General features: G+C 49.3%; 19 protein-coding genes and 1 pseudogene. 19 read left to right on the forward strand and 1 reads right to left on the reverse strand.

Annotated features, from left to right (window positions below):
• Nucleotides 1–9: 9 nt before the first annotated feature.
• The 17 genes and pseudogenes from PGQ38_RS16430 to PGQ38_RS16510 form a co-directional block, all read left to right on the forward strand.
• Nucleotides 10–93: pseudogene (locus tag PGQ38_RS16430) on the forward strand (Maff2 family mobile element protein); the annotation flags it as partial.
• A gap of 10 nt (nt 94–103) precedes the next feature.
• The gene (locus tag PGQ38_RS16435; RefSeq protein ID WP_005361084.1) at nt 104–967 is read left to right on the forward strand and encodes a VirB6/TrbL-like conjugal transfer protein, CD1112 family; all 864 of its coding nucleotides are present in this window, start codon (nt 104–106) and stop codon (nt 965–967) included.
• Between the two features lie 38 nt (nt 968–1,005).
• Nucleotides 1,006–1,458 (forward strand): SpoVG family protein, encoded by a 453-nt coding sequence (locus tag PGQ38_RS16440; RefSeq protein ID WP_005361086.1) that lies wholly within the window; start codon nt 1,006–1,008, stop codon nt 1,456–1,458.
• Nucleotides 1,458–2,015, forward strand: coding sequence for an MT-A70 family methyltransferase (locus PGQ38_RS16445; protein ID WP_005361089.1), 558 nt, complete (start codon nt 1,458–1,460; stop codon nt 2,013–2,015). Before PGQ38_RS16440 ends, PGQ38_RS16445 begins: the two co-directional genes overlap by 1 nt.
• 2 nt (nt 2,016–2,017) lie before the next feature.
• Nucleotides 2,018–2,758, forward strand: a complete 741-nt coding sequence (locus PGQ38_RS16450) for a hypothetical protein (protein WP_235695189.1) — start codon at nt 2,018–2,020, stop codon at nt 2,756–2,758.
• 36 nt (nt 2,759–2,794) lie between these two features.
• Entirely contained in the window at nt 2,795–3,229 is a 435-nt protein-coding gene (locus PGQ38_RS16455) for a PrgI family protein (RefSeq protein ID WP_005361092.1), read from the forward strand.
• Nucleotides 3,168–5,603 (forward strand): VirB4-like conjugal transfer ATPase, CD1110 family, encoded by a 2,436-nt coding sequence (locus PGQ38_RS16460; RefSeq protein WP_373130278.1) that lies wholly within the window; start codon nt 3,168–3,170, stop codon nt 5,601–5,603. The genes PGQ38_RS16455 and PGQ38_RS16460 overlap by 62 nt, the downstream gene beginning before the upstream one ends.
• A gap of 33 nt (nt 5,604–5,636) precedes the next feature.
• A complete protein-coding gene (locus PGQ38_RS16465; RefSeq protein ID WP_118375179.1) occupies nt 5,637–8,315 on the forward strand; it encodes a CD1108 family mobile element protein in 2,679 nt (892 codons plus the stop codon).
• A gap of 18 nt (nt 8,316–8,333) precedes the next feature.
• On the forward strand, nt 8,334–8,579 hold the full coding sequence (locus tag PGQ38_RS16470; RefSeq protein ID WP_025577937.1) for a DUF4315 family protein: 246 nt from the start codon (nt 8,334–8,336) through the stop codon (nt 8,577–8,579).
• Nucleotides 8,569–9,681, forward strand: a complete 1,113-nt coding sequence (locus PGQ38_RS16475; RefSeq protein WP_055158513.1) for a DUF4366 domain-containing protein — start codon at nt 8,569–8,571, stop codon at nt 9,679–9,681. Before PGQ38_RS16470 ends, PGQ38_RS16475 begins: the two co-directional genes overlap by 11 nt.
• A 39-nt stretch (nt 9,682–9,720) precedes the next feature.
• Entirely contained in the window at nt 9,721–14,631 is a 4,911-nt protein-coding gene (gene srtB, locus PGQ38_RS16480; protein WP_270432690.1) for a class B sortase, read from the forward strand.
• A 62-nt stretch (nt 14,632–14,693) separates the two neighbouring features.
• A complete protein-coding gene (locus tag PGQ38_RS16485; RefSeq protein ID WP_015542949.1) occupies nt 14,694–15,176 on the forward strand; it encodes a hypothetical protein in 483 nt (160 codons plus the stop codon).
• Nucleotides 15,177–15,357: 181 nt separating this feature from the next.
• Complete coding sequence (locus PGQ38_RS16490) at nt 15,358–15,975, forward strand: DUF6088 family protein (RefSeq protein ID WP_055158509.1); 618 nt, start codon at nt 15,358–15,360, stop codon at nt 15,973–15,975.
• Nucleotides 15,972–16,970, forward strand: a complete 999-nt coding sequence (locus tag PGQ38_RS16495) for a nucleotidyl transferase AbiEii/AbiGii toxin family protein (protein WP_055158508.1) — start codon at nt 15,972–15,974, stop codon at nt 16,968–16,970. The genes PGQ38_RS16490 and PGQ38_RS16495 overlap by 4 nt, the downstream gene beginning before the upstream one ends.
• An 83-nt stretch (nt 16,971–17,053) precedes the next feature.
• A complete protein-coding gene (locus PGQ38_RS16500) occupies nt 17,054–17,371 on the forward strand; it encodes a hypothetical protein (RefSeq protein WP_055158538.1) in 318 nt (105 codons plus the stop codon).
• Nucleotides 17,367–18,134: an FAD-dependent thymidylate synthase gene (locus tag PGQ38_RS16505; RefSeq protein WP_222847488.1), complete on the forward strand. Its 768-nt coding sequence runs from the start codon at nt 17,367–17,369 to the stop codon at nt 18,132–18,134. Before PGQ38_RS16500 ends, PGQ38_RS16505 begins: the two co-directional genes overlap by 5 nt.
• Nucleotides 18,131–18,544 carry a dUTP diphosphatase gene (locus PGQ38_RS16510; RefSeq protein ID WP_055158506.1) on the forward strand — a complete coding sequence of 138 codons (414 nt, stop codon included), beginning with the start codon at nt 18,131–18,133 and terminating at the stop codon, nt 18,542–18,544. Before PGQ38_RS16505 ends, PGQ38_RS16510 begins: the two co-directional genes overlap by 4 nt.
• A gap of 119 nt (nt 18,545–18,663) precedes the next feature.
• On the opposite strand, the gene PGQ38_RS16515 is transcribed toward PGQ38_RS16510, so the two are convergent.
• On the reverse strand, nt 18,664–18,978 hold the full coding sequence (locus tag PGQ38_RS16515) for a helix-turn-helix domain-containing protein (protein ID WP_005361112.1): 315 nt from the start codon (nt 18,976–18,978) through the stop codon (nt 18,664–18,666).
• Nucleotides 18,979–19,127: 149 nt separating this feature from the next.
• Between PGQ38_RS16515 and PGQ38_RS16520 the strand changes: the two genes are divergently transcribed.
• Together PGQ38_RS16520 and PGQ38_RS16525 are read left to right on the forward strand one after the other, a co-directional pair.
• Nucleotides 19,128–19,637: an SLOG family protein gene (locus tag PGQ38_RS16520; RefSeq protein WP_055158503.1), complete on the forward strand. Its 510-nt coding sequence runs from the start codon at nt 19,128–19,130 to the stop codon at nt 19,635–19,637.
• 65 nt (nt 19,638–19,702) lie between these two features.
• Complete coding sequence (locus PGQ38_RS16525; RefSeq protein ID WP_081017347.1) at nt 19,703–19,828, forward strand: DUF3789 domain-containing protein; 126 nt, start codon at nt 19,703–19,705, stop codon at nt 19,826–19,828.
• The last annotated feature ends 1 nt before the right edge of the window (nt 19,829 follow it).

Below are 19,829 nucleotides of genomic sequence, written 5' to 3' on the forward strand. Positions count from 1 at the left end.
ACCTAATTGGGGATAAAACAGCTTATGGCAGGCGGAGGTATCGCTCTGGTTGGTGCAACGCTGATCCCGCTGCTTTCCGGCCTGTTCGGTTAAGGGCTGACTTATGGGCAGTCTGTTTGAATGGATAACAGACTGGATTAAAGAGGGCCTGATCGATGCGATCACCGGACAGTACACCAGTATTTTCAACTCCGTCAACAACCAGGTTGCGGATGTGGCAAATCAGGTAGGACAGACCCCGCAGGGCTGGAATGGCGGCGTGTTTTCCATGATCCAGAATCTTTCGGAAACCGTCGTCATTCCCATTGCGGGCATGATCCTTACCTTTGTTCTGGTGTATGAACTGATCCAGATGATTCTCGAAAAGAACAACATGCACGAATTCGATACATTCAACATCTTCAAGTGGATTTTCAAGACTTTTGTTGCCACTTACCTGCTCACCAACTGTTTTACGATTGTGATGGCGGTCTTTGATGTGGCCCAAAATGTGGTGTCGCAAAGTGCCGGTGTCATAAACGGGAACCTGGATGTGCAGGCGGCATTGTCTGACCTGGAAACCCAGCTTGAAGCAATGGGAATGTGGGAACTGATTGGATTGTGGCTGGAAACCAACATCATCAATCTGTGTATGTGGGTACTGTCCATCGTGATCTTTGTCATTGTATATGGCCGTATGATCGAGATTTATTTAACCGTGAGCCTTGCACCGATCCCGTTTTCCACAATGGCAAACCGGGAATGGGGACAAATGGGAACCGGGTATCTGCGTTCCCTTTTTGCCCTGGGTTTTCAGGGTTTTTTGATCCTGATCTGTGTTGCCATTTATGCAGTGCTGGTCCAGTCTATCCCATCGTCCGGCGACGTGCACGGCGCGATCTGGGGAACGGCGGGTTATACGGTACTGCTGGCTTTTGCCCTGTTTAAGACAGGTTCGTTATCCAAATCCATATTTAATGCAAGATAGCATGAACAAAACCAATTCTAAAAAGGAGGATTTTATATATGAGTAAAACCAATACAGAAAAAATGGCGCCGGAAACACAGACGCCGGAAATGGCAAACGGCATGAAGCTGGATGTCCGCGTGCGTCCGATTGCTCCAATGGGAAACCTGCTGGCGTTTGCCAATGTTACGATTGGCGGATGCTTTAAGATTGACGGTTTCCGTATCTGTTCCAGTGAAAAGGGGCTGTATGTCAATATGCCCGCAACCCAGGATAAGGGCGGCAACTGGAAAGATGTCTGCTGGCCGGTTACGGCAGAGTTCCGCAAGCAGCTCAACGATGCTCTCATTGATGGGTACGGCCAGGCTATTGAAAATTTGCAGGCGACTCTTGAAGCGACAAAGGGAGCTGCGGAAAAACCTTCCCTGACCGGTACATTGAAGGAAAATGCCGGTAAGGTCAAAGAACAGCCGACTAAACCTGCCCCATCTAAGAATGAGCAGGCTCGCTAATGCCGGAAACGAAACAGTACGGCATTATCTATGCCGATCCGCCCTGGCATTATGACAGGAAACATGGAAGCGGCGTTGCGGAAAACCATTACCCCACAATGAGCATTGAAGAAATCTGTGCCCTGCCGGTATCGGAACTTGCCGCAAAAGACAGCGCCCTCTTTCTGTGGGCAACCTTTCCGCAGCTTAATGAAGCCTTCCGGGTGATCGACGCCTGGGGGTTCAAATATAAAACGCTAGCTTTTCTATGGCTCAAACAGAACCGGAAAGCGGATAGCTGGTTTTATGGCATGGGCTTTTGGACCCGCTCAAACGCGGAGGTCTGCCTGCTGGCAACCAGAGGCCGTCCGAAACGCCAGTGTGCGGGAATCCATCAGTTTGTGATCTCCCATATTGAGCAGCACAGCAAGAAACCGGACGAGGTGCGGGATAAGATCGTAAAACTCATGGGCGATCAGCCCAGAGTGGAACTGTTTGCAAGACAAAAGACTCCCGGCTGGGATGTATGGGGCAATGAAGTGAACTGTACGCTGACTATGCCGGAGCGAAAGGGGTGATTTTGATAGAACAAGATGCAAAGCGGCTGCTTATGGAACGGCTGGACGAGTGTTTGAAGGTTCATGCGGATATGCTGGATGCACAGAACATCGGCAGCATTTACGAGTTGCAGGGATTTTCGGAACTCCACTATTATCTGAAGGTTGAGCATGTATTTACTCCGGCGGAAGTAGAGGCACTTCTTTCTTTTCAGGACCCGTTGGATGTAGCCCGATGGTGCTGGGAAGAAAATAACCATGAACACAGTTTCCCGATCTGCGATCTTCTCAAAGAAATTGATGCAGAGCAAAAATTTGAACATTTCACAAGCGAACCTTCCGCACAGGACAAATATACGCTCCTGATGAAACGGCTGGGACAGAATTACTTTGCTTACAGGGAAAGCCTTATGTCAAGAGATAAGGAATCCTTAATTGAAAAAGCTGCTGAAATTACAGCCATGCAGGAGGCGTATTCCTATCTGACAACAAAGTTTGAGTTCAGGGATGAAATGCTGGATGATGTGCTGGCGCTTGAGAATCCTTTGAAATACTTTGCAGACCGTTGGCTTATGCCGGTTTCAGATGTGTTCGACGTGGATATGGATATTCGGGAAAATATTGCCGGAATCCGAGACAGCCAGGAATACCTGTGTCAGAGAGAGCCGGCTGTTTCTGTCCTGGCACGGCTGCAAAATGCGGCTCAGGAAGTGCGGGAATGTCCGGCTGCGGAGAAACCGGTACGCGATTTCGGTGCACGGTAATGGGCCGGAAATTATATTACGATGGGAGGTGTATAGATGCCTTATGTACCTGTACCAAAGGATTTAACCAAAGTTAAGACTAAGCTGGCCTTCAATCTGACGAAGCGCCAGCTTATTTGTTTCAGCCTTGCCGGACTTGTCGGCCTTCCGGTGTATTTCTTTACCCGCGGGGCGATCGGCAATTCGGCGGCTGTACTTTTGATGATCGGGCTGATGATGCCCTTTTTCTTCTTCGCCATGTATGAGCGTGACGGGCAGCCGGCAGAAAAGATCTTGAAGAACCGGCTCCGTTATAAGCTCTGGCCGAAGGACCGTCCATACAGGACGGATAACCTGTATAAATCTATGTCAAAGAAGGAGGTTACAAAGATTGCCAAAAAACAAGCAGCAGGAAGCTCAGGAAAAGCGTCTGCAAAAAAATATCAGGCAGGCCAAAAAGACCAGAGCCGATGCAAAGCAGGGCAAAACTAAGTCTGCCCGTTCCAAGCCGTCTAAAAAAGGCGGCTTTTTTGCCGGGCTGAAAGCAGATGCCCCGCAGACGGTCCAGCAGAGCATCCCCTACCGTGAAATGTACCGGGATGGGATCTGCCGGCTGACTGATACCCTTTACACCAAAACGGTGCAGTTTTTTGATATTAACTATCAGCTTGCACAGGCAGATGATAAAGCACAGATCTTCGAGGGTTACTGCGATTTCTTAAATTACTTCGATGCCTCGATCCATGTGCAGCTTACCTTTATCAACCAGCGGGCCAATATGCAGGATTTTACCAGAAGCATTGACATCCCTCCCCGCGGCGACGAGTATGACGGAATCCGCAGGGAATACGGGGATATGTTAAAGAACCAGTTGCAGAAAGGAAATAACGGTCTCACCAAACGCAAATACATTACCTTTGGAATCGAGGCAGATGACCTGCGTACTGCGAAAATGCGTCTGGAACGCATTGAAACGGATGTGCTGGCAAATTTCAAGACCCTGGGAGTTCAGGCGAGATCCTTAAACGGACTGGAACGTCTGGAACTTCTTCACAGCCAGCTTCACCCGGACGGTCAGGAAAAGTTTCATTTCCAGTGGTCGGATCTGCCTAAGACTGGTCTTTCTACCAAAGACTTCATTTCCCCATCCGGGCTGTCTTTTTCAAAGGATGGAAAGACATTCCGGGTAGGCGACCATTCCGGTGCTGTCTCCTTTTTGCAGATTTTGGCGCCGGAGCTTACCGACCGGCTTTTAGCGGATCTTCTTGACTTAAACGACGCCGTGACCGTCAACCTGCATATCCAGTCTATCGACCAGGCGCAGGCGATCCGAAACATCAAGCGTAAAATGTCGGACCTGCAGAAAATGACCATTGAGGAACAAAAGAAAGCGGTCCGATCCGGGTATGACATGGACATCATTCCCACCGACCTTGCCACCTATGGAGAGGAAGCCAAAAATCTTTTGCAGGATTTACAGAGCCGCAATGAGCGCATGTTCCTTGTGACGGTACTGGTGGAAAATATCGCTGCCAAACGTCAGAAGCTGTTTAATGATATTTTTGCCGCTTCGGGTGTGGCACAGAAATACAACTGTGCCTTAAAACGGCTGGATTACCAACAGGAACAGGGGCTTATGTCCTCGCTTGCTCTTGGCACGAACCAGATTGAAATTGAGCGCGGGCTTACGACCAGCAGCACAGCGATCTTTGTACCGTTTACCACCTGTGAATTGTTCCAGGAGGGCGAGGCGTTGTATTACGGTCTGAACGCCCTTTCCAATAACCTGATCATGGCGAACAGAAAAACGCTGAAAAATCCCAATGGGCTGTTTCTCGGTACCCCAGGAAGCGGTAAATCTTTCTCTGCCAAGCGTGAGATCGTCAATGTGTTTCTTCTGACGGAGGACGACATCATTATCGCTGACCCGGAAAATGAGTATGGGCCGCTGGTACAGCAGTTCGGTTCCCAGGGGCAGGTCATTGATATTTCTCCTACTTCCACGAACTACATCAACCCGATGGACATCAATCTGGACTATTCCGATGATGAAAACCCAATTACTTTGAAAAGTGATTTTATCCTGTCGCTGTGCGACCTTATCATCGGCGGCAAAGAAGGGCTTTCCCCTATTGAAAGGACGATCATCGACCGTTGTACCAGACTGGTGTACCGGGAATACCTGCAGAACCCATGCCCGGAAAATATGCCGATCTTAGGCGATCTTTACGAGCTGCTTTTGAAACAGTCTGAACCGGAAGCACAGAATATCGCAACGGCACTGGAAATCTATGTCAATGGTTCCCTTAACGTGTTCAACCACCGTTCCAATATCCAGATGGATCAACACCGGGTACTGTGTTTCCAGCTTAAGTCACTGGGAAAAGCCTTAAAGGAAATCGGGCTTTTGATCATGCAGGATGCGGTGTGGAACCGTGTCACGGCCAATCGCTCCAAACATAAAACAACCTGGTTCTATATCGACGAATTCCATCTTCTTTTGAAAGGGCAGACAGGAAGTTTCAGCGTGGAGATCTGGAAACGCTTCCGTAAATGGGGCGGAATCCCATCAGGTTTAACGCAGAATGTCAAGGACCTTCTGGCTTCCCGTGAGATCGAAAATATTTTTGAGAACTCGGACTTTATCTATATGCTCAACCAGGCCCAGGGAGACCGTCAGATTTTGGCAAAGCAGTTGGGGATCTCCCCGCACCAACTTTCGTATGTGACCCATTCCGGTCCCGGCGAGGGGCTTTTGTTCTTTGGAAATGTGATCATCCCCTTTGTGGACCACTTCCCGAAGGACACACTCTTGTACAGCGTGCTTACCACAAGACCGGATGAAGTGGCGGGGACCAAAGCATGAGGCAAAAATTAAAATGGATCGGAGGTGAGAACAATGGCACACGACAGGGAATTTCAAAGGAAGCGTAAAGATACCCGGATGCCGGTGCGTGATTCCCACGGGGAGGATCAGCCGGCAGCCAGGCAGACCGAACAGGATTTTGACCTGCGCAGGGCACGGGACACCCCTTCTTCTGTCAACGGCAAGACACACAGGCAGGACATCCCTGTACAGACGGAATTTTCCCATCTGTCACCGGAAACACCGGAGTCCTTGTTGGAACAGGGCGAAGCGTATGCAACCGCTTTGGATGGTTTTTCGGAACACTTTGAGACACCGGATGCTGCCAGGACAGCGCCCCCGATACAGGACAACGTGCGAAGCAATTTCCGGCAGGAGGCTTCCAGACGTTTTCTTGTAACAGAGAATGCGACAGACCATGATACCGGAAAATATGCTCCTTCTTCCGAAGGCTCAGCCACACCGGACAGCACAGACAGATCCAGTCAGGAACACCGTTACCGGACACATCAGCATGGGAACAAATATCAACAGCGTTTTCAGGAAGCGGCACAGGCGGAGGAACAGGCAGCGCAGAAGGAAAAGGGTGTGGATAGCGAACCGCCAAAAACATCCAAGCTGGAATTTACTGCGGATGAACTGCCGCCGCAGACAGAGGATAAAAAGCTCACCCATGCAAGGCGGAAGGCCGAACGTACTGCACAAAAAGCAGAGCAGGCACAAAATCGTCTGCCGGCCCGGAAGAAACTGCGCATGGAGACGGTTTCCGACCCGGAGACCGGAAAAGCCAAAAAACACTTAAAATTTGAAAAGGAGGTCAAATCACAAAAGGCCCATGTAAAAGGGCCTGTACCACTGCGTCCGGTCAAGGCGGGCGCCAATACTGCCATTGGTTACGCCCATAAAAAGATTTATGAGGCAGAGGATGAAAATGTGGGGATCAAGGCATCCCACCGCTCTGAACTTGTGGGCGAGGCAGGGCTTCGCACGGCATATCACCGGCATAAAACTGCCCCCTACCGAAAGGCAGCGAAATTACAGCAAAAATCAGCAAAGGCCAACGCAAGACTTGCTTACCGGCAGGCTCTTAGCGACCACCCGGAGCTGAAGAAACATGCGATTGCCCGGATATGGCAGAAACAAAAACTGAAAAGGCAGTATGCCAAGGCTGCCCGTGAAGCCGGGAAACAGGCAAAAAATGCCGCAGTCACAACAGAGAGGGTCAGCGTCGGTATTGTCCATGCGGTCAAACGGCACCCTGTAATCTGCCTTGTCCTCCTGCTTCTCCTTTTGGTAATTTTCCTGATCACATCCCTGTTTTCCACGTTCTCCAATATCGGGACCGGCGGTTTGGGAAGTCTGGCTGCTTCTACCTATCTTGCAGATGATCAGGACATCAACCAGGCGGAGCTTACCTATACCGAATGGGAAACGGATCTGCAAATGGAAATAGACCGGGTGGAATCAGACCGCCCCGGCTATGACGAATACCAGTATAACCTGGGCGCAATCGAGCATGACCCGTATGTGCTGATGGGGTATCTGACTTCTGCTTATCAGGGATTTACTTACGATGAAGTGGAAAGCGTGCTGCGGCAGCTTTTCCAGGAACAATATACCCTGTCCTTTTCAGAAGAAACCGAGATCCGTTACCGCACCGAAACTTCCGTTGATCCGGAAACCGGGGAAGAAACCCAGGAGGAAGTGCCTTATGAATGGCGCATCTTAAATGTCAAGCTCACAGTCACACCTCTAGAAAACCTGGTCGTTTCCCGGATGAACGCAGACCAGAAAGAGATCTGCGAGATCCTGCTGCAGACAAAAGGAAACCGCCAGTATGTCAAAAATGTCTTTGGCACCAACTGGCTCCCTTATGTGACCAGTTATTACGGCTACCGGGTACATCCCATCAGTGGGGAAAAGAACTATCACACCGGTGTGGACATCGGGATGCCGGAGGGCACAGAGATCCTTGCCGGGCATGACGGAACGGTCACCCTTGCGGGAAATGTCGGCGGTTATGGCTTGTGTGTCGCTATTGAAGGCGAGGCATACGAAGGACATACCCTGACGACCAAATACGGGCACTGTTCCCAGATCCTTGTTTCTGCCGGGCAGGAGGTCAAAGCCGGGGATGTGATTGCAAAGGTCGGGAATACCGGAAATTCTACCGGGGCCCACCTGCACTTAGAAGTCCTGGTTGACGGCCAGTATTTGAATCCCCTGTATTTTGCCGATACCGGCGATACCAGCGAACGGCACCTGCCGGAAGTTGGTTCAGGCGGCACAGGAAACTACTTCGATTATGACATTCCACCGGAAGCCCTTGCGGATGAACAGTTTGCCGCAATGATGGCCGAGGCGGAAAAATATCTTGGCTATCCGTATGTATGGGGAGGCGCAAGCCCTTCCACTTCCTTTGACTGTTCCGGCTATGTGTCCTGGGTGATCAACAACTGCGGCGTTGGCTGGAATTTCGGAAGGCTGACCGCGGATGGTCTTTTAGGTGTATGTACGCCGGTATCAAGTGCGGATGCAAAACCGGGCGACCTGATCTTCTTCCAGGGGACCTACAACACCAGCGGCGCAAGCCATGTAGGGATCTATGTGGGAAATGGAATGATGATCCACTGTGGAGACCCGATTTCTTATGCAAACATCAATACAAGCTACTGGCAGCAGCATTTTTATACATTTGGGCGTCTGCCTTAACAGATTGGAGGTAATAAATTGAATCCTAAAATTGAAAAACTGGAAAAGGAAATTGAAAAGACCAAAACAAAGATTGCGGAAATGCAGGCAAAGCTCCATAAGCTGGAGGAACAGAAAACAGAACTGGAAAATACCGATTATGTGGCGGTGGCGCGCAGTTTCAAACTGACGCCCCAGCAGCTTGCGGATTTTTTGAAATCACAGCAGGCAGCCCCTTCGGAAACTGTTTTACCGCAGGAGAAGGAGGATGTGCATGAGGCTTAAAAAACTTTCCCTGCTGCTGGCGCTTACGCTTCTTGTAAGTGTCAGCGCATTACCTGTAACGGCTCATGCCGGCGGTTCCAAAGACACCACACCGCCAACGCTGACTGCTTCCCTGGAGGGCGATGCCCTGAAAATAGAAAGCAGTGACGATCTATCCGGCGTGGAGGCGGTCTTTGTTGATGAAAACCGTATCAACTCCCTCACCGATGGGAAAGCGTCGGTTGCACTAAAAGATTATGCAGGAACAGAAAAACAGGTAAGCATATACGCAAAAGATTATGCCGGCAACCGTTCTGATGTGGTAAAGCTGGATAATCCGTATTACAAAGAACCGGCTCCTGAAAAGAAACCTGCTGCGGCAGCACCCCAGAGTCCGTCCGGTACACAGACAAAACCGCCTAAGGAAGAAAAACCTTCCGGCTCAAACGCTGCAACCCCTTCCGGCGGCGGAAATTCTTCCGGTTCAGATAACAGTACCGGACAGCAGGAAAATACTTCTGCGATCCCGGAAGGTGCATTTACCCCGGAAGGCACCGGAACGGTACAGGACAACATCAGCGGTACGGATGGGGAAAAACAGTTTTACACCATCACTACGGACGCGGGCAATGTCTTTTATCTGGTGATCGACGGGAAACGGGAAGATAACAATGTCTACTTCTTAAACGGCGTCACAGAGTCCGACCTGATGGCGCTTGCAGAAAAGAACAATGGCAGCATGAGCATGATTCCCCAGGAAGAAAGCTGCAACTGCACCGAAAAATGTGAGGCAGGAAAAGTCAATACCGGCTGTCCGGTCTGCAAAAATGACTTGAGTGGCTGCAAAGGAAAAGAAAAGCCGACGGAAACCGAAAAACCGGCTGAACCGGAAAAGCCGAAGAAAGAGACCGGCAGTGTCGGCACGATCCTGTTTATCCTTGCTGCCTTACTTGCGGTCGGCGGGATCGGTTACTATGTAAAAATCGTGCGTCCGAAACAGCAGGCCGAGGACGATGCGGAATTTGAGGATGACGGTTATGGAGAAGGCTTTGACCCGGATGAGGCATACGGGGAACCGGAATATCTTTCCGAGGATGATTTTGACGACAAGGACAGCAAATAAGGCTGTCCTTTTAGATTTTATGAAAGTGAGGATTTTTTCATGGAACATATCATAACCAGGCGCCGCGGCTTTCGCAAGCTGTTGGCGTTTTTGCTTTGTATGGCAAGCATTTTGGGGCTTCTTCCGGCTCAGGCTTTTGCCATGTCTGTCGGACAAACGGCAAGCTCCTGGCTGGGCGACCAGTATGTGGGCTCTGATGGAAACCACTACCGCGCCCCGGCACCTTACACCTATCTTGCCTACCATGCAGACGGAACCATCGACGTACACACCAGTTCCGGGGGCAATGCTTACCGGCACTATATGCTGACGGATTCTGACGGGATCAGCCATCAGGTTTACTGTGTGGAGAGCGGGATTCCTTACCATACTTCGGAAAACACCTATGTTTCAGAAAGCGGGACCAACAGCCAATACCTGAACCTGCTTCCTGCCGAGGCAAGGAGGGGGATCACCCTGACTGCGATCTATGGCTGGAAACCCGGTGCGACGCTCCCTGTTTCCGGGATCAACGAGGATGACTATAAGATGGCGACCCAGATCATCCTTTGGGAATACCAGCAGCAGCTTAGAAGCGATCCGTACAACCGCCACGGAAACGGCCACGCAGATGGTGACCAGTATTTCAGCGTGATCGCCGGACGACCGGCTGAAAAAGCCTATGACTGGATTCTGGCACAGGTCGCTTCCCATTCCACAGTCCCTTCCTTTACTTCTTCTAAGAAAAGCGAAGCACCGGAACTGGAACTGAAATGGGATGTAGAAAAAAAGGTCTATACCCTGACGGTCACAGATACCAACAACTTGAAGATCGACCTGGAGGCTTTGAAAGGCAGCGGCGTTTCTGTGACAAGAAACGGAAATGAATACACCTTTACCAGCAGGCAGATGATGATGGACCCGGTGCTGTTTGAATTCCGAAAGAATATCCCGGTGGCAAATGACATGCTGATCTGGGGCAGACCAGGCTACCAGACCATGATGACCGGCGCCAGCGATCCGGTTTCCTTCTTTGTAAAGATCAAAACGGAAACTTACGGTACTGCAAAACTTGTCAAGACCAGTGAGGACGGCATTGTTTCCGGTATCACCTTCCATATTTCCGGTACGGACATTTTGGGAAATGAAGTCAATGAGGAAGTCACGACCGGAGAAAACGGCCAGATTGAAAAGAAGCTCCTGCCGGGAACCTATCTGGTAAAAGAGCTGCCGGTGGACCGCTATGTGACCCCTTCCGCACAGTACGTGACCATTGAAAGCGGGCAAACTTCTTCGGTACATTTCAGCAATATCCTGAAGAAGTTCCGCGTCCATGTGGTAAAGAGCGACGCTGATACCGGAAATGCCCAGGGGGACGCCACGCTTGCAGGGGCGACCTATGGGATCTTCCGTGATGGCGAACTGATCGACACTTATACTACCGGGCCGGATGGCAGCTTTATGACTCGCTATTATGTGTGCGGGGATAACTGGACGATCCGGGAGATCGAACCGAGCACCGGGTATCTTCTGAATGAAACCGTTTATGAAGTGGGTGCATCCCCTTCCCTGTATGAAGTGGAACTCAATACCACAGAAAATCAGGTGACGGAAACGGTTATTTACGGAAATATCCAGCTTGTCAAGCACACCGATGACCTGGACCCGGATGTGCCTGAGGGCGAAAATACCGACGATCCCAATGCCGGTATCATCGAACGCCCGGAAGCAGGCGCAGTCTTTGAAATTTACTTAAAGGCAGCCGGAAGCTATGACGCGGCAAAGGAAAGTGAACGCGACCTTCTTACCACGGATGCGGATGGTTTTGCTTCCAGTAAACCGCTTCCGTATGGGCATTATACGGTCCATCAAATCGCAGGCGAGGAAGGCAAAGCCTTTGTCCCGGACTTTACGGTATTCATTTCCTCTGACGGAAAGACTTACAGCTATATCCTGAACAACCGCACCATCACAGCCCGTCTGAAAGTTGAAAAATGTGACGCAGAGACCGGAAAGATTATCCCTGTGACCGGAACCGGTTTTCAGATCAAGGATCTTTCCACCGGGGAATTTATCACCCAGACCGTCTACTATCCGAACCCGGAAACACTGAATACCTTCTATGTTTCTGACGAGGGCTGGCTGATGCTGCCGGAGCCTTTGGCCGCCGGGGATTATGAACTTTATGAGGTAGCTGCTCCTTACGGCTATGTGCTTTCCGACCAGCCGGTACCGTTTACCATTGACGGCAGCGAGGCGGTTGTGACGGTCACGCAGTACAATATGCCGCAGAAAGGCCAGCTTACCATCACAAAGACCGGAGAAGTATTTGCTTCTGTCCAGGAAAACGACGGACTGTACCAACCGGTATATGAGGTTGCCGGACTTCCTGGAGCGGTCTATGATGTGATCGCAGATGAAGATATTTATACCGGTGACGGTACCTTGCGGGCAGAAAAAGATACGGTTGTGGAAACACTTACGACCGGCGAGGACGGCACAGCGAAAAGCGGGTCTCTCTATCTTGGCCGTTATCGTCTGGAGGAACGTCAGGCGCCTTCCGGCTGTGTGTTGAATCCTCAACCGGAATATGTGGAACTGACCTATGCGGGTGAGACCATAGAGGTTACACAGACAGCGGCCGGTCTTTATGACGAACGCCAGAAAGTGGATGTCACACTTTTCAAGGCAATGGAGACCGATGACCTGTTCGGTCTTGGCATGAACGAGGAATATAAGGATATTTCCTTTGGACTTTATGCTTCCGCAGACCTGACGGCGGCAGATGGCAGCGTAATCCCGGCAGGTGGACTTCTGGAAGTGGTCTCTGTTTCGTCTGAGGAATCCGGCGGTTACAGCGCTTCCTTCGCTTCCGACCTGCCTTTTGGCAGCTATTATGTCAAGGAACGCACAACCAACGGCGCCTATATCCTTTCGGATCAGGAATATCCGGTTGTCTTTGAGTATGCTGGTCAGGAAACCGCCCTGGTACAGATCCTTGTCAATGAAGGCGAGGCTGTTTCCAATGAACTTCTCCGTGGGCGTGTAGACGGTGTAAAAGTCGGGGAAAACCCGGAAGGCGGCGAGGATGTCACGCTTGCCGGTGCGCTCATGGGTCTGTTTAGACCTGATACCGAAGAATTTACTGAAGAAAATGCGCTGCTTACTGCTATTACCGGAAAAGACGGCAGTTTTTCCTTTGAGAACATTCCTTACGGACACTGGATCGTCAAGGAGATCTCTGCCCCTGACCTTTATACGGTAAGCCCGCAGCAGCACCATGTATATATCGGTGCAGACGGACAGCATATCGAGATCCGTGTGGAAAACACCCTGATCCGCGGCAGTGTGCAGGTAACTAAAACCGAAGCTGTGGAGGAACCGTCCCCTGTGGAAAAGGAGGATAAGAAAGACAAGAATTCTTTCCTGCGCTTCCTGCCCGGTGCAGTGTTCGACCTGTATGCGGATTCCAACGCCAACCAGGAATATGATCCTGACGATCAAAAGATCGGTACGCTGAAAGAAACCGATGCAGGCTATCATACGGCGGAAAACCTTCTGGCTGGCGGCTACTTTATCAAAGAAAGCAAAGCGCCGGAGGGCTATCAGCCTGACTCAAACGCTTACTATTTTTCCATCACAGAAGATGGACAGGTCGCAGTTGTGGAAAATGGAGAAGCCGGGCACGGGTTTACCAATGAGGCTTACCGCGGCAACTTAAAGATCACAAAGGATTCCAGCGACGGGCGCAAAGATGGTTTTGCCATCGAGGTTAAGAGTGCGGACGGCTCCTACTGCGAGACATTCACCACTCCAAAATCCGGCGTGATTGAAGTTAAGGGCCTTCGTGTCGGTATTTATACCGTAACAGAAGTTGCAAACCGGGCAAGCAAGGATTACATCATTCCTGATGCCGCTACGGTGGAGATCAAGGCAGATCAGACATCTACAGTCCAGTTCTTTAATGAAAAACCGGAAAAGCCGGATAACCCAAAGAACCCGGAAAAGCCTTCTGTTCCCTCCAATCCTTCCACCCCTCAAAAGCCGGTACCGCAGACCGGGGATGATCCGTATATTTTCCTGTATGGCGGACTGCTGGCAGCCGTACTGATCGGTGGCAGCGTATTTGCTGTGTATTATTTCAAAAAGGGAAAATACAGCAGGACTTCCCCGAAAAGAACGGCTGTCGGGGTTTCTGTCCTTTCACTCTGCGTTCTGGTGGCTCTTGGCAGCGGTTTTTTGGTGTTCCGTGACTTGAACCAGTATGCTGAGAGTAAAGATGCCTATCGAGATCTTGCCGGATATGTGGAAGTACCGGAGCAGACAGCTTCCCCGGAGTCGGCACCCGATCCGACAGAACCAAAACGGGACGATGCCGATATTGTCCTGCCTTCGGTAGACTTTGAAACGCTCCGTGAAAATGGACCGGACATCATCGGATGGCTTTCTCTTCCTGATACGGTGCTCAATTATCCGGTGACGCATACCGACAACAACGAGTATTACCTGAACCATCTTTATGACGGGACCTATAACAAGGTTGGCTGCCTGTTTGCCGACTATGAAAACCGGGCAGATTTTTCAGACCGCAATACGATCATTTACGGTCATAATATGCGGGATGGTTCCATGTTTGCCTTGCTGAACCGGTACGATGAACAAAGTTACTTTGATACTCACAGGCAGATGTATCTCGTTACTCCGAAGGGGGGTTATGTCATGGAGATCTTTACGGCATTTGCAGCAAAACCGGAAGAATCCGGCAGTAAAACTTCTCCCTGGCAGCTTTCCTGGAAGGATGACGGTGCTTATACTACCTGGCTTACAGCTATGAAGGAACGTTCTGCGGTGGAAAGTGATGTGACTGTGACCTGCAGCGATAAGGTACTGACCCTTTCTACCTGTACGCCGGGCGGCATAGGACGCTTTCTTGTCATGGGAAAACTCGTGAAAGTAGATAACGAAATATAGATTTTAGACGGTGCGGGGGCAAAAGCTCCCGCACCTGCTGTTTACAAGGAGGATTTTATTTTATGGTAAATACCATGATTTCCATTCCCGGCTATGTCCATCTTTACCGCTCGCTTTTGCGGTTTTACGACATGCCGGAAAATGAAGTCCGGGAAATGCTCTATCTTCTGAATACGGCAAACCTGGACTGCTATGAGTATTATCACCCGGACCGCAGTGTGATCCAGAGCGGACCGGTCGCTTTTTGCGGATGGCTGGAAACGAAAGACTGCCGCCCTTACCGCACAGAGGTACAGCTTTACAAATCGCTGCTGTTTTTGAAGCGCAGCATTGACCGTGACCTGATCGTATCAGCTCAAAGGGAGGCTCTGCAAACCCTGCGCTGTATTATCTCCAATCTGGAATACCGCTTTTATAAAGCCTATGGCATGGAGATCGAGGACAAACGCACGGTCTATGGGGAATGTACCTACCGTCTGGTTCCCAGGGAGGATGAACCCAGCGTGTGCCTGATGCACGACTGGATCTACCTGCCAACTGCCTGATGTCACGAATAATATATAAAATATGTGACATATATGAAAACTGTACTGCCTTGCAAAATTTTTGATTTTTGATGTATAAATCAGATTTTTAATGGGAACACTCAAAATAAGAGGAATAGGACCTATTGCAATCATGTCACGAATAATATATAATATTCGTGACATGAAGGGAGGCGGTATTGTGGACAACGGATATACAAAACGAATACGAGAGCGTGTTCTTTCTCTTGAAGATGGAACTGTTTTTGTGATGTCTGATTTTGCGGATATTGCAGATACATCCACTATTCGTCAAAGTTTAAGCCGTTTAGTGCAATCAGGAACATTGCGCCGTATTTTGAAAGGAGTTTATGAAAAACCAAAATATAGCAAACTTCTGGATGAATATGTGGCGGCAGACCCGGAAGCGGTGGCGAACGCATTGGCACGAAGTTATCACTGGACGATTGCCCCATGTGGGAATACAGCATTGAACCTGTTAGGTCTTTCAACACAGGTAACAGCAGTATGGTCCTATATCAGCGATGGTCCATATAAGACCTACGAGTGGAACTCTACAAAGCTGGAATTTAAGCACCGGACCAATAAGGAGATTACCGGATTGTCCTATATGACAAGTTTGGTTATACAGGCATTAAAAACGCTTGGCAGATCGAATGTTACGCCAGAAGTCATACAGATGCTTTCCGAAAAACTGACAGACAAGGATAAACAGGCTTGTTTGAAGGAAGCAACCGAGTCTACGGATTGGGTTTACGATACGATACGGCAGATTTGTGGAGGTGAAAAGGTACAATGAGAAATATAGCAAGACTTTCAGATAACGACCGCAGGGAGCTGTTCAGAAATACAGCAGATAAAATGGGGCTGAATGATGCCATCGTGGAAAAAGACTTTTGGGTATGTTTTACGCTGGATTATTTATTTCACCGCTCACCATGGAAAGAGTCCATCACCTTTAAGGGAGGTACCAGCCTTTCAAAAGCCTTTCACCTGATCAGCCGGTTTTCAGAAGATATTGATTTGATTCTGGACTGGCGTGTATTGGGATATGGCAAAGATGAACCATGGGAGAAACGTTCCAATACAAAACAGGATGCTTTTAACAAAGAAGCCAATGTGCGTGCAGAGGTATTTCTGTCCGAAACATTCTGCCCGGCAGTCAAAGCCGGCTTATCCCAGGAAATCGGTTGTGAAGCAAATGTCTACATAGATGAAAAGGATAAACAGACGGTCATTTTCGCCTATCCGCACCTTTTTACGAATACGGCGACTTTACAGGTGATCCGTTTAGAGATTGGTGCGCTGGCAGCGTGGACTCCTGCAAAAACAGCGCTGATCGAACCATACGCGGCAAAATATTATCCGAAGATTTTTGAGCAAAAAGAAACCGCAATCCTTACCGTTGCCCCGGAACGGACCTTCTGGGAAAAAGCCACAATCCTGCACCATGAAGCGAACAGACCGGAACATTTGGAAATGCCGCAGCGGTATTCCAGACATTATTATGATCTCTACCGCATGGCTGCAACACCGGTCAAAGAAGCTGCTTTTTCCAGGCTGGATCTCCTGAAGAAAGTTGTAGATTTCAAAATGAAATTCTATCCCAGAGCATGGGCGAAGTACCCGGAGGCTGTGCCGGGCACATTAAAATTACTCCCGCCGGAATATCGGTTCGCAGCATTGGAAACGGACTATAACTCTATGCAGGATATGTTGTATGGGGATATTCCGACATTTGAGACAGTCATAGCAGCGGTCCAGGAACTGGAAAAAGAGATCAATACACTATAAACAATTACATATCCATTTATTTGCCGGCTATTCTAAGATGCTTTAGAATAGCCGGTTTCTTGTTTTCAAAGGAGGGATGCTATATTACGCAAAATGAAGTCAATGCCGTTTTTGACGAACAGGTGCGGCTCTGTGCTGATACCTTGAAACGGAAAACCAAAGAATACACCGGGGATGATCCGGACCGGCTGGGTGCATTTAAGGCAGCGGCAACTTTACAGCACACAACGCCCCAGCGTGCCCTTGCCGGTATGCTGGCAAAGCATATTGTTTCTCTATACGATATGTGCTTTGCCGAGGAAACAGTTTATCCGATGGACACATGGGACGAAAAGATCACAGACAGTCTTAACTATCTGTTCTTACTGAAAGCGATTGTAAAGGAGGGACATACCAATTAAACAGATTGAAGTAAAAATTTTGAACTGCCAGGCGGTAGCGGAAGCAGAAAAAAACATGGTCTTTGCGGCAAGACTTACCCAGCAGGGACATAAGATTGCCTCAATGGACGACCTGATGGAGCTCTACGAAAAATCATTCAGCGTTCAGACAGTAGCAGCTATGGGGGCGCTTCCCCATCCTACCATCCAGAAATTTGCGGTGATCACGGTAGCCATTGTCGGCGCCAGCAGGCGTTTTCTGGCGCAGATCACCCGCCACCAGAACGAAGTAAAATTTATGAGTGCATCGCTGCAGTACAGCAACTATACGGGACAGGCGGATTTCGCTGTCCCGTATTCTATTATGACGGCTCCGGCTGTGGTACAGGAGCTGTACTTAAAAAGTTGTAATGAAAGCATGAAATGTTATGAAGCCCTGTGCACTGCCGGAAGCGGGCACGATGCGGCCGGCTATGCCACGCCCCAGGGATTACGGAATGTACTGCTCATCAGCGCCACCCCTTATCAGTGGAAACATATCATCGGCCAGCGGGTATGCCGAAGAAATACAGATGAAACAAGGATCGTGCTGTTAAAGGTCTGGAAAGAACTTTATGACCTAAGCCCTGCCTTGTTTGCCCCGTCACTGACCGGGCCTTTCTGTCAGTTGGATCGATGTCTGGAAGGGAAAATGACCTGCGGGCGAAAACTGCAGGCAGATATGACGCCAGAGGATATTTTAGAAAAAGACTATCCCGCTCTTTGGGAAGGAGGCTGCCGATGAAAATAAAACTAATCGATTTTGGCGTGCCGGAGCACCAGCGTCCTTACCGTCCTCATGGCAATGATGCCGGAGCAGATGTTTATCTGCCCTATGACTGCACCTTACAGCCCGGAGAAATCGCCAAAATTCCTCTTGGCTTTGGACTGGAAATACCGGATGGGTATGCGGGATATATCTTTCCCCGTACCAGTATGGCGGTAAAAGGTCTGGTCTGTGAACTGCCGCCTGTGGATTCCGGCTACCGAGGAGAGATCCATGCGATCATCAGCAATGTAAGCAATCAGGCGCAGTCTCTTTTTAAGGGAGCCCGTATCGGGCAGCTTGTGATCACGCCGACTGTCATTGCGGATTTTGTAACAGATCTGGGAACAGAGCGAGGAACCGGCAGCTTTGGCAGTACCGGCGAATAGAAAAAGGCTGTTTGGGGAACAGTTTTTGAATACTTATCGGTATAGGGAGCGGACATTTCGAGAACATTATAAAATATAATAAAGAAAGTCACGAAAAAAGCGGCCATTACCGTGACCGCCTACTTTCTGCTATTGAGTTCTTTCATAATACCAAGGATATATTGCATGGATTGAGGATCAAGCTGTCTTGCCTCTGCAATGAATTCCTTCAAGGTTTCCGGGTAAGTATTTCCTTCGTCAAAGAATTCCTGCGGAGTCACACCCAGATATTCGCAGATGTAGAAAAAAGACTGCATAGCGGGAAGTGACTTTTTATTCTCAATATTATTGATGTAGTTGTTTGCCTGACCTAACGATAAAGACATATCGCGTGCGGAAACTCCTTTCTGTGTCCGCAGCTTCGCTAATCGTTCCGGGACAAAATCTTCATACATCGCCTTCACCTCCCATTCTGTAATAGATTGTACCTTACACCCCTTTATTATCCGCAAAGAGAAAAAGGGTATTATCGTTGACTTGCTAAATAAAATCTATTACTATGTGAAAAGTGAAGAAATTTACCTATCAGATGGAGGGATGACCGATGAAAGGAAAGACTTGCTGTGTTACCGGACACAGGGATTTGCCGCAGAATGAGATCAACAAAATAAAAGCCGCTTTGGAACATGAGATCGATGCTGCCGTTACAGATGGATTTACCTGTTTTATGAGTGGCTTTGCAGATGGCGTGGATCAGTATTTTGCAGAGCTGGTGTTGGAAAGGAAGCAGACTAATCCGGCGCTGGAGCTGATCGCAGTGATCCCTTACCGCAAACGTCTGGACAGCCTGAATAAGAAAACAAGAACCCGTGAACTGCTGGAGGCTTGTGCGGATGTTGTTGTCATACAGGAAAAATATCTCCCAAGCGTCTACTCCCACAGAAACCGCTATATGGTGGAGCACTCCGACCGAGTGATCGCTGTATATGACGGACGGGAAACCGGCGGTACGGCAAAGACGATCCGCTTCACCCATCGGATGAAAAAGGAACTGCGGGAAATCCCGGTTGGAGAGATCGTCCTGCCGGATCACTTGAAACCAAAAACAAAATAGATACCTGTTGATGCGCTCACTTTGAAGTGGGCGTTTTTCTTTACCCATTTTTAGGAGGAATGCTTATGTGGAACCTGATTTCACATTTCCTTACCTTTGCCGGAGGAATGGCTTCCGGCGTTATGTTGATGTGTCTTATGCAAACCGGAAAACTTGCGGATAAAGAATTTGAAACTATGAAGGAGGAATAAA

Source organism: Blautia faecis (assembly GCF_027662325.1).
Lineage (GTDB): Bacteria > Bacillota > Clostridia > Lachnospirales > Lachnospiraceae > Blautia_A > Blautia_A faecis.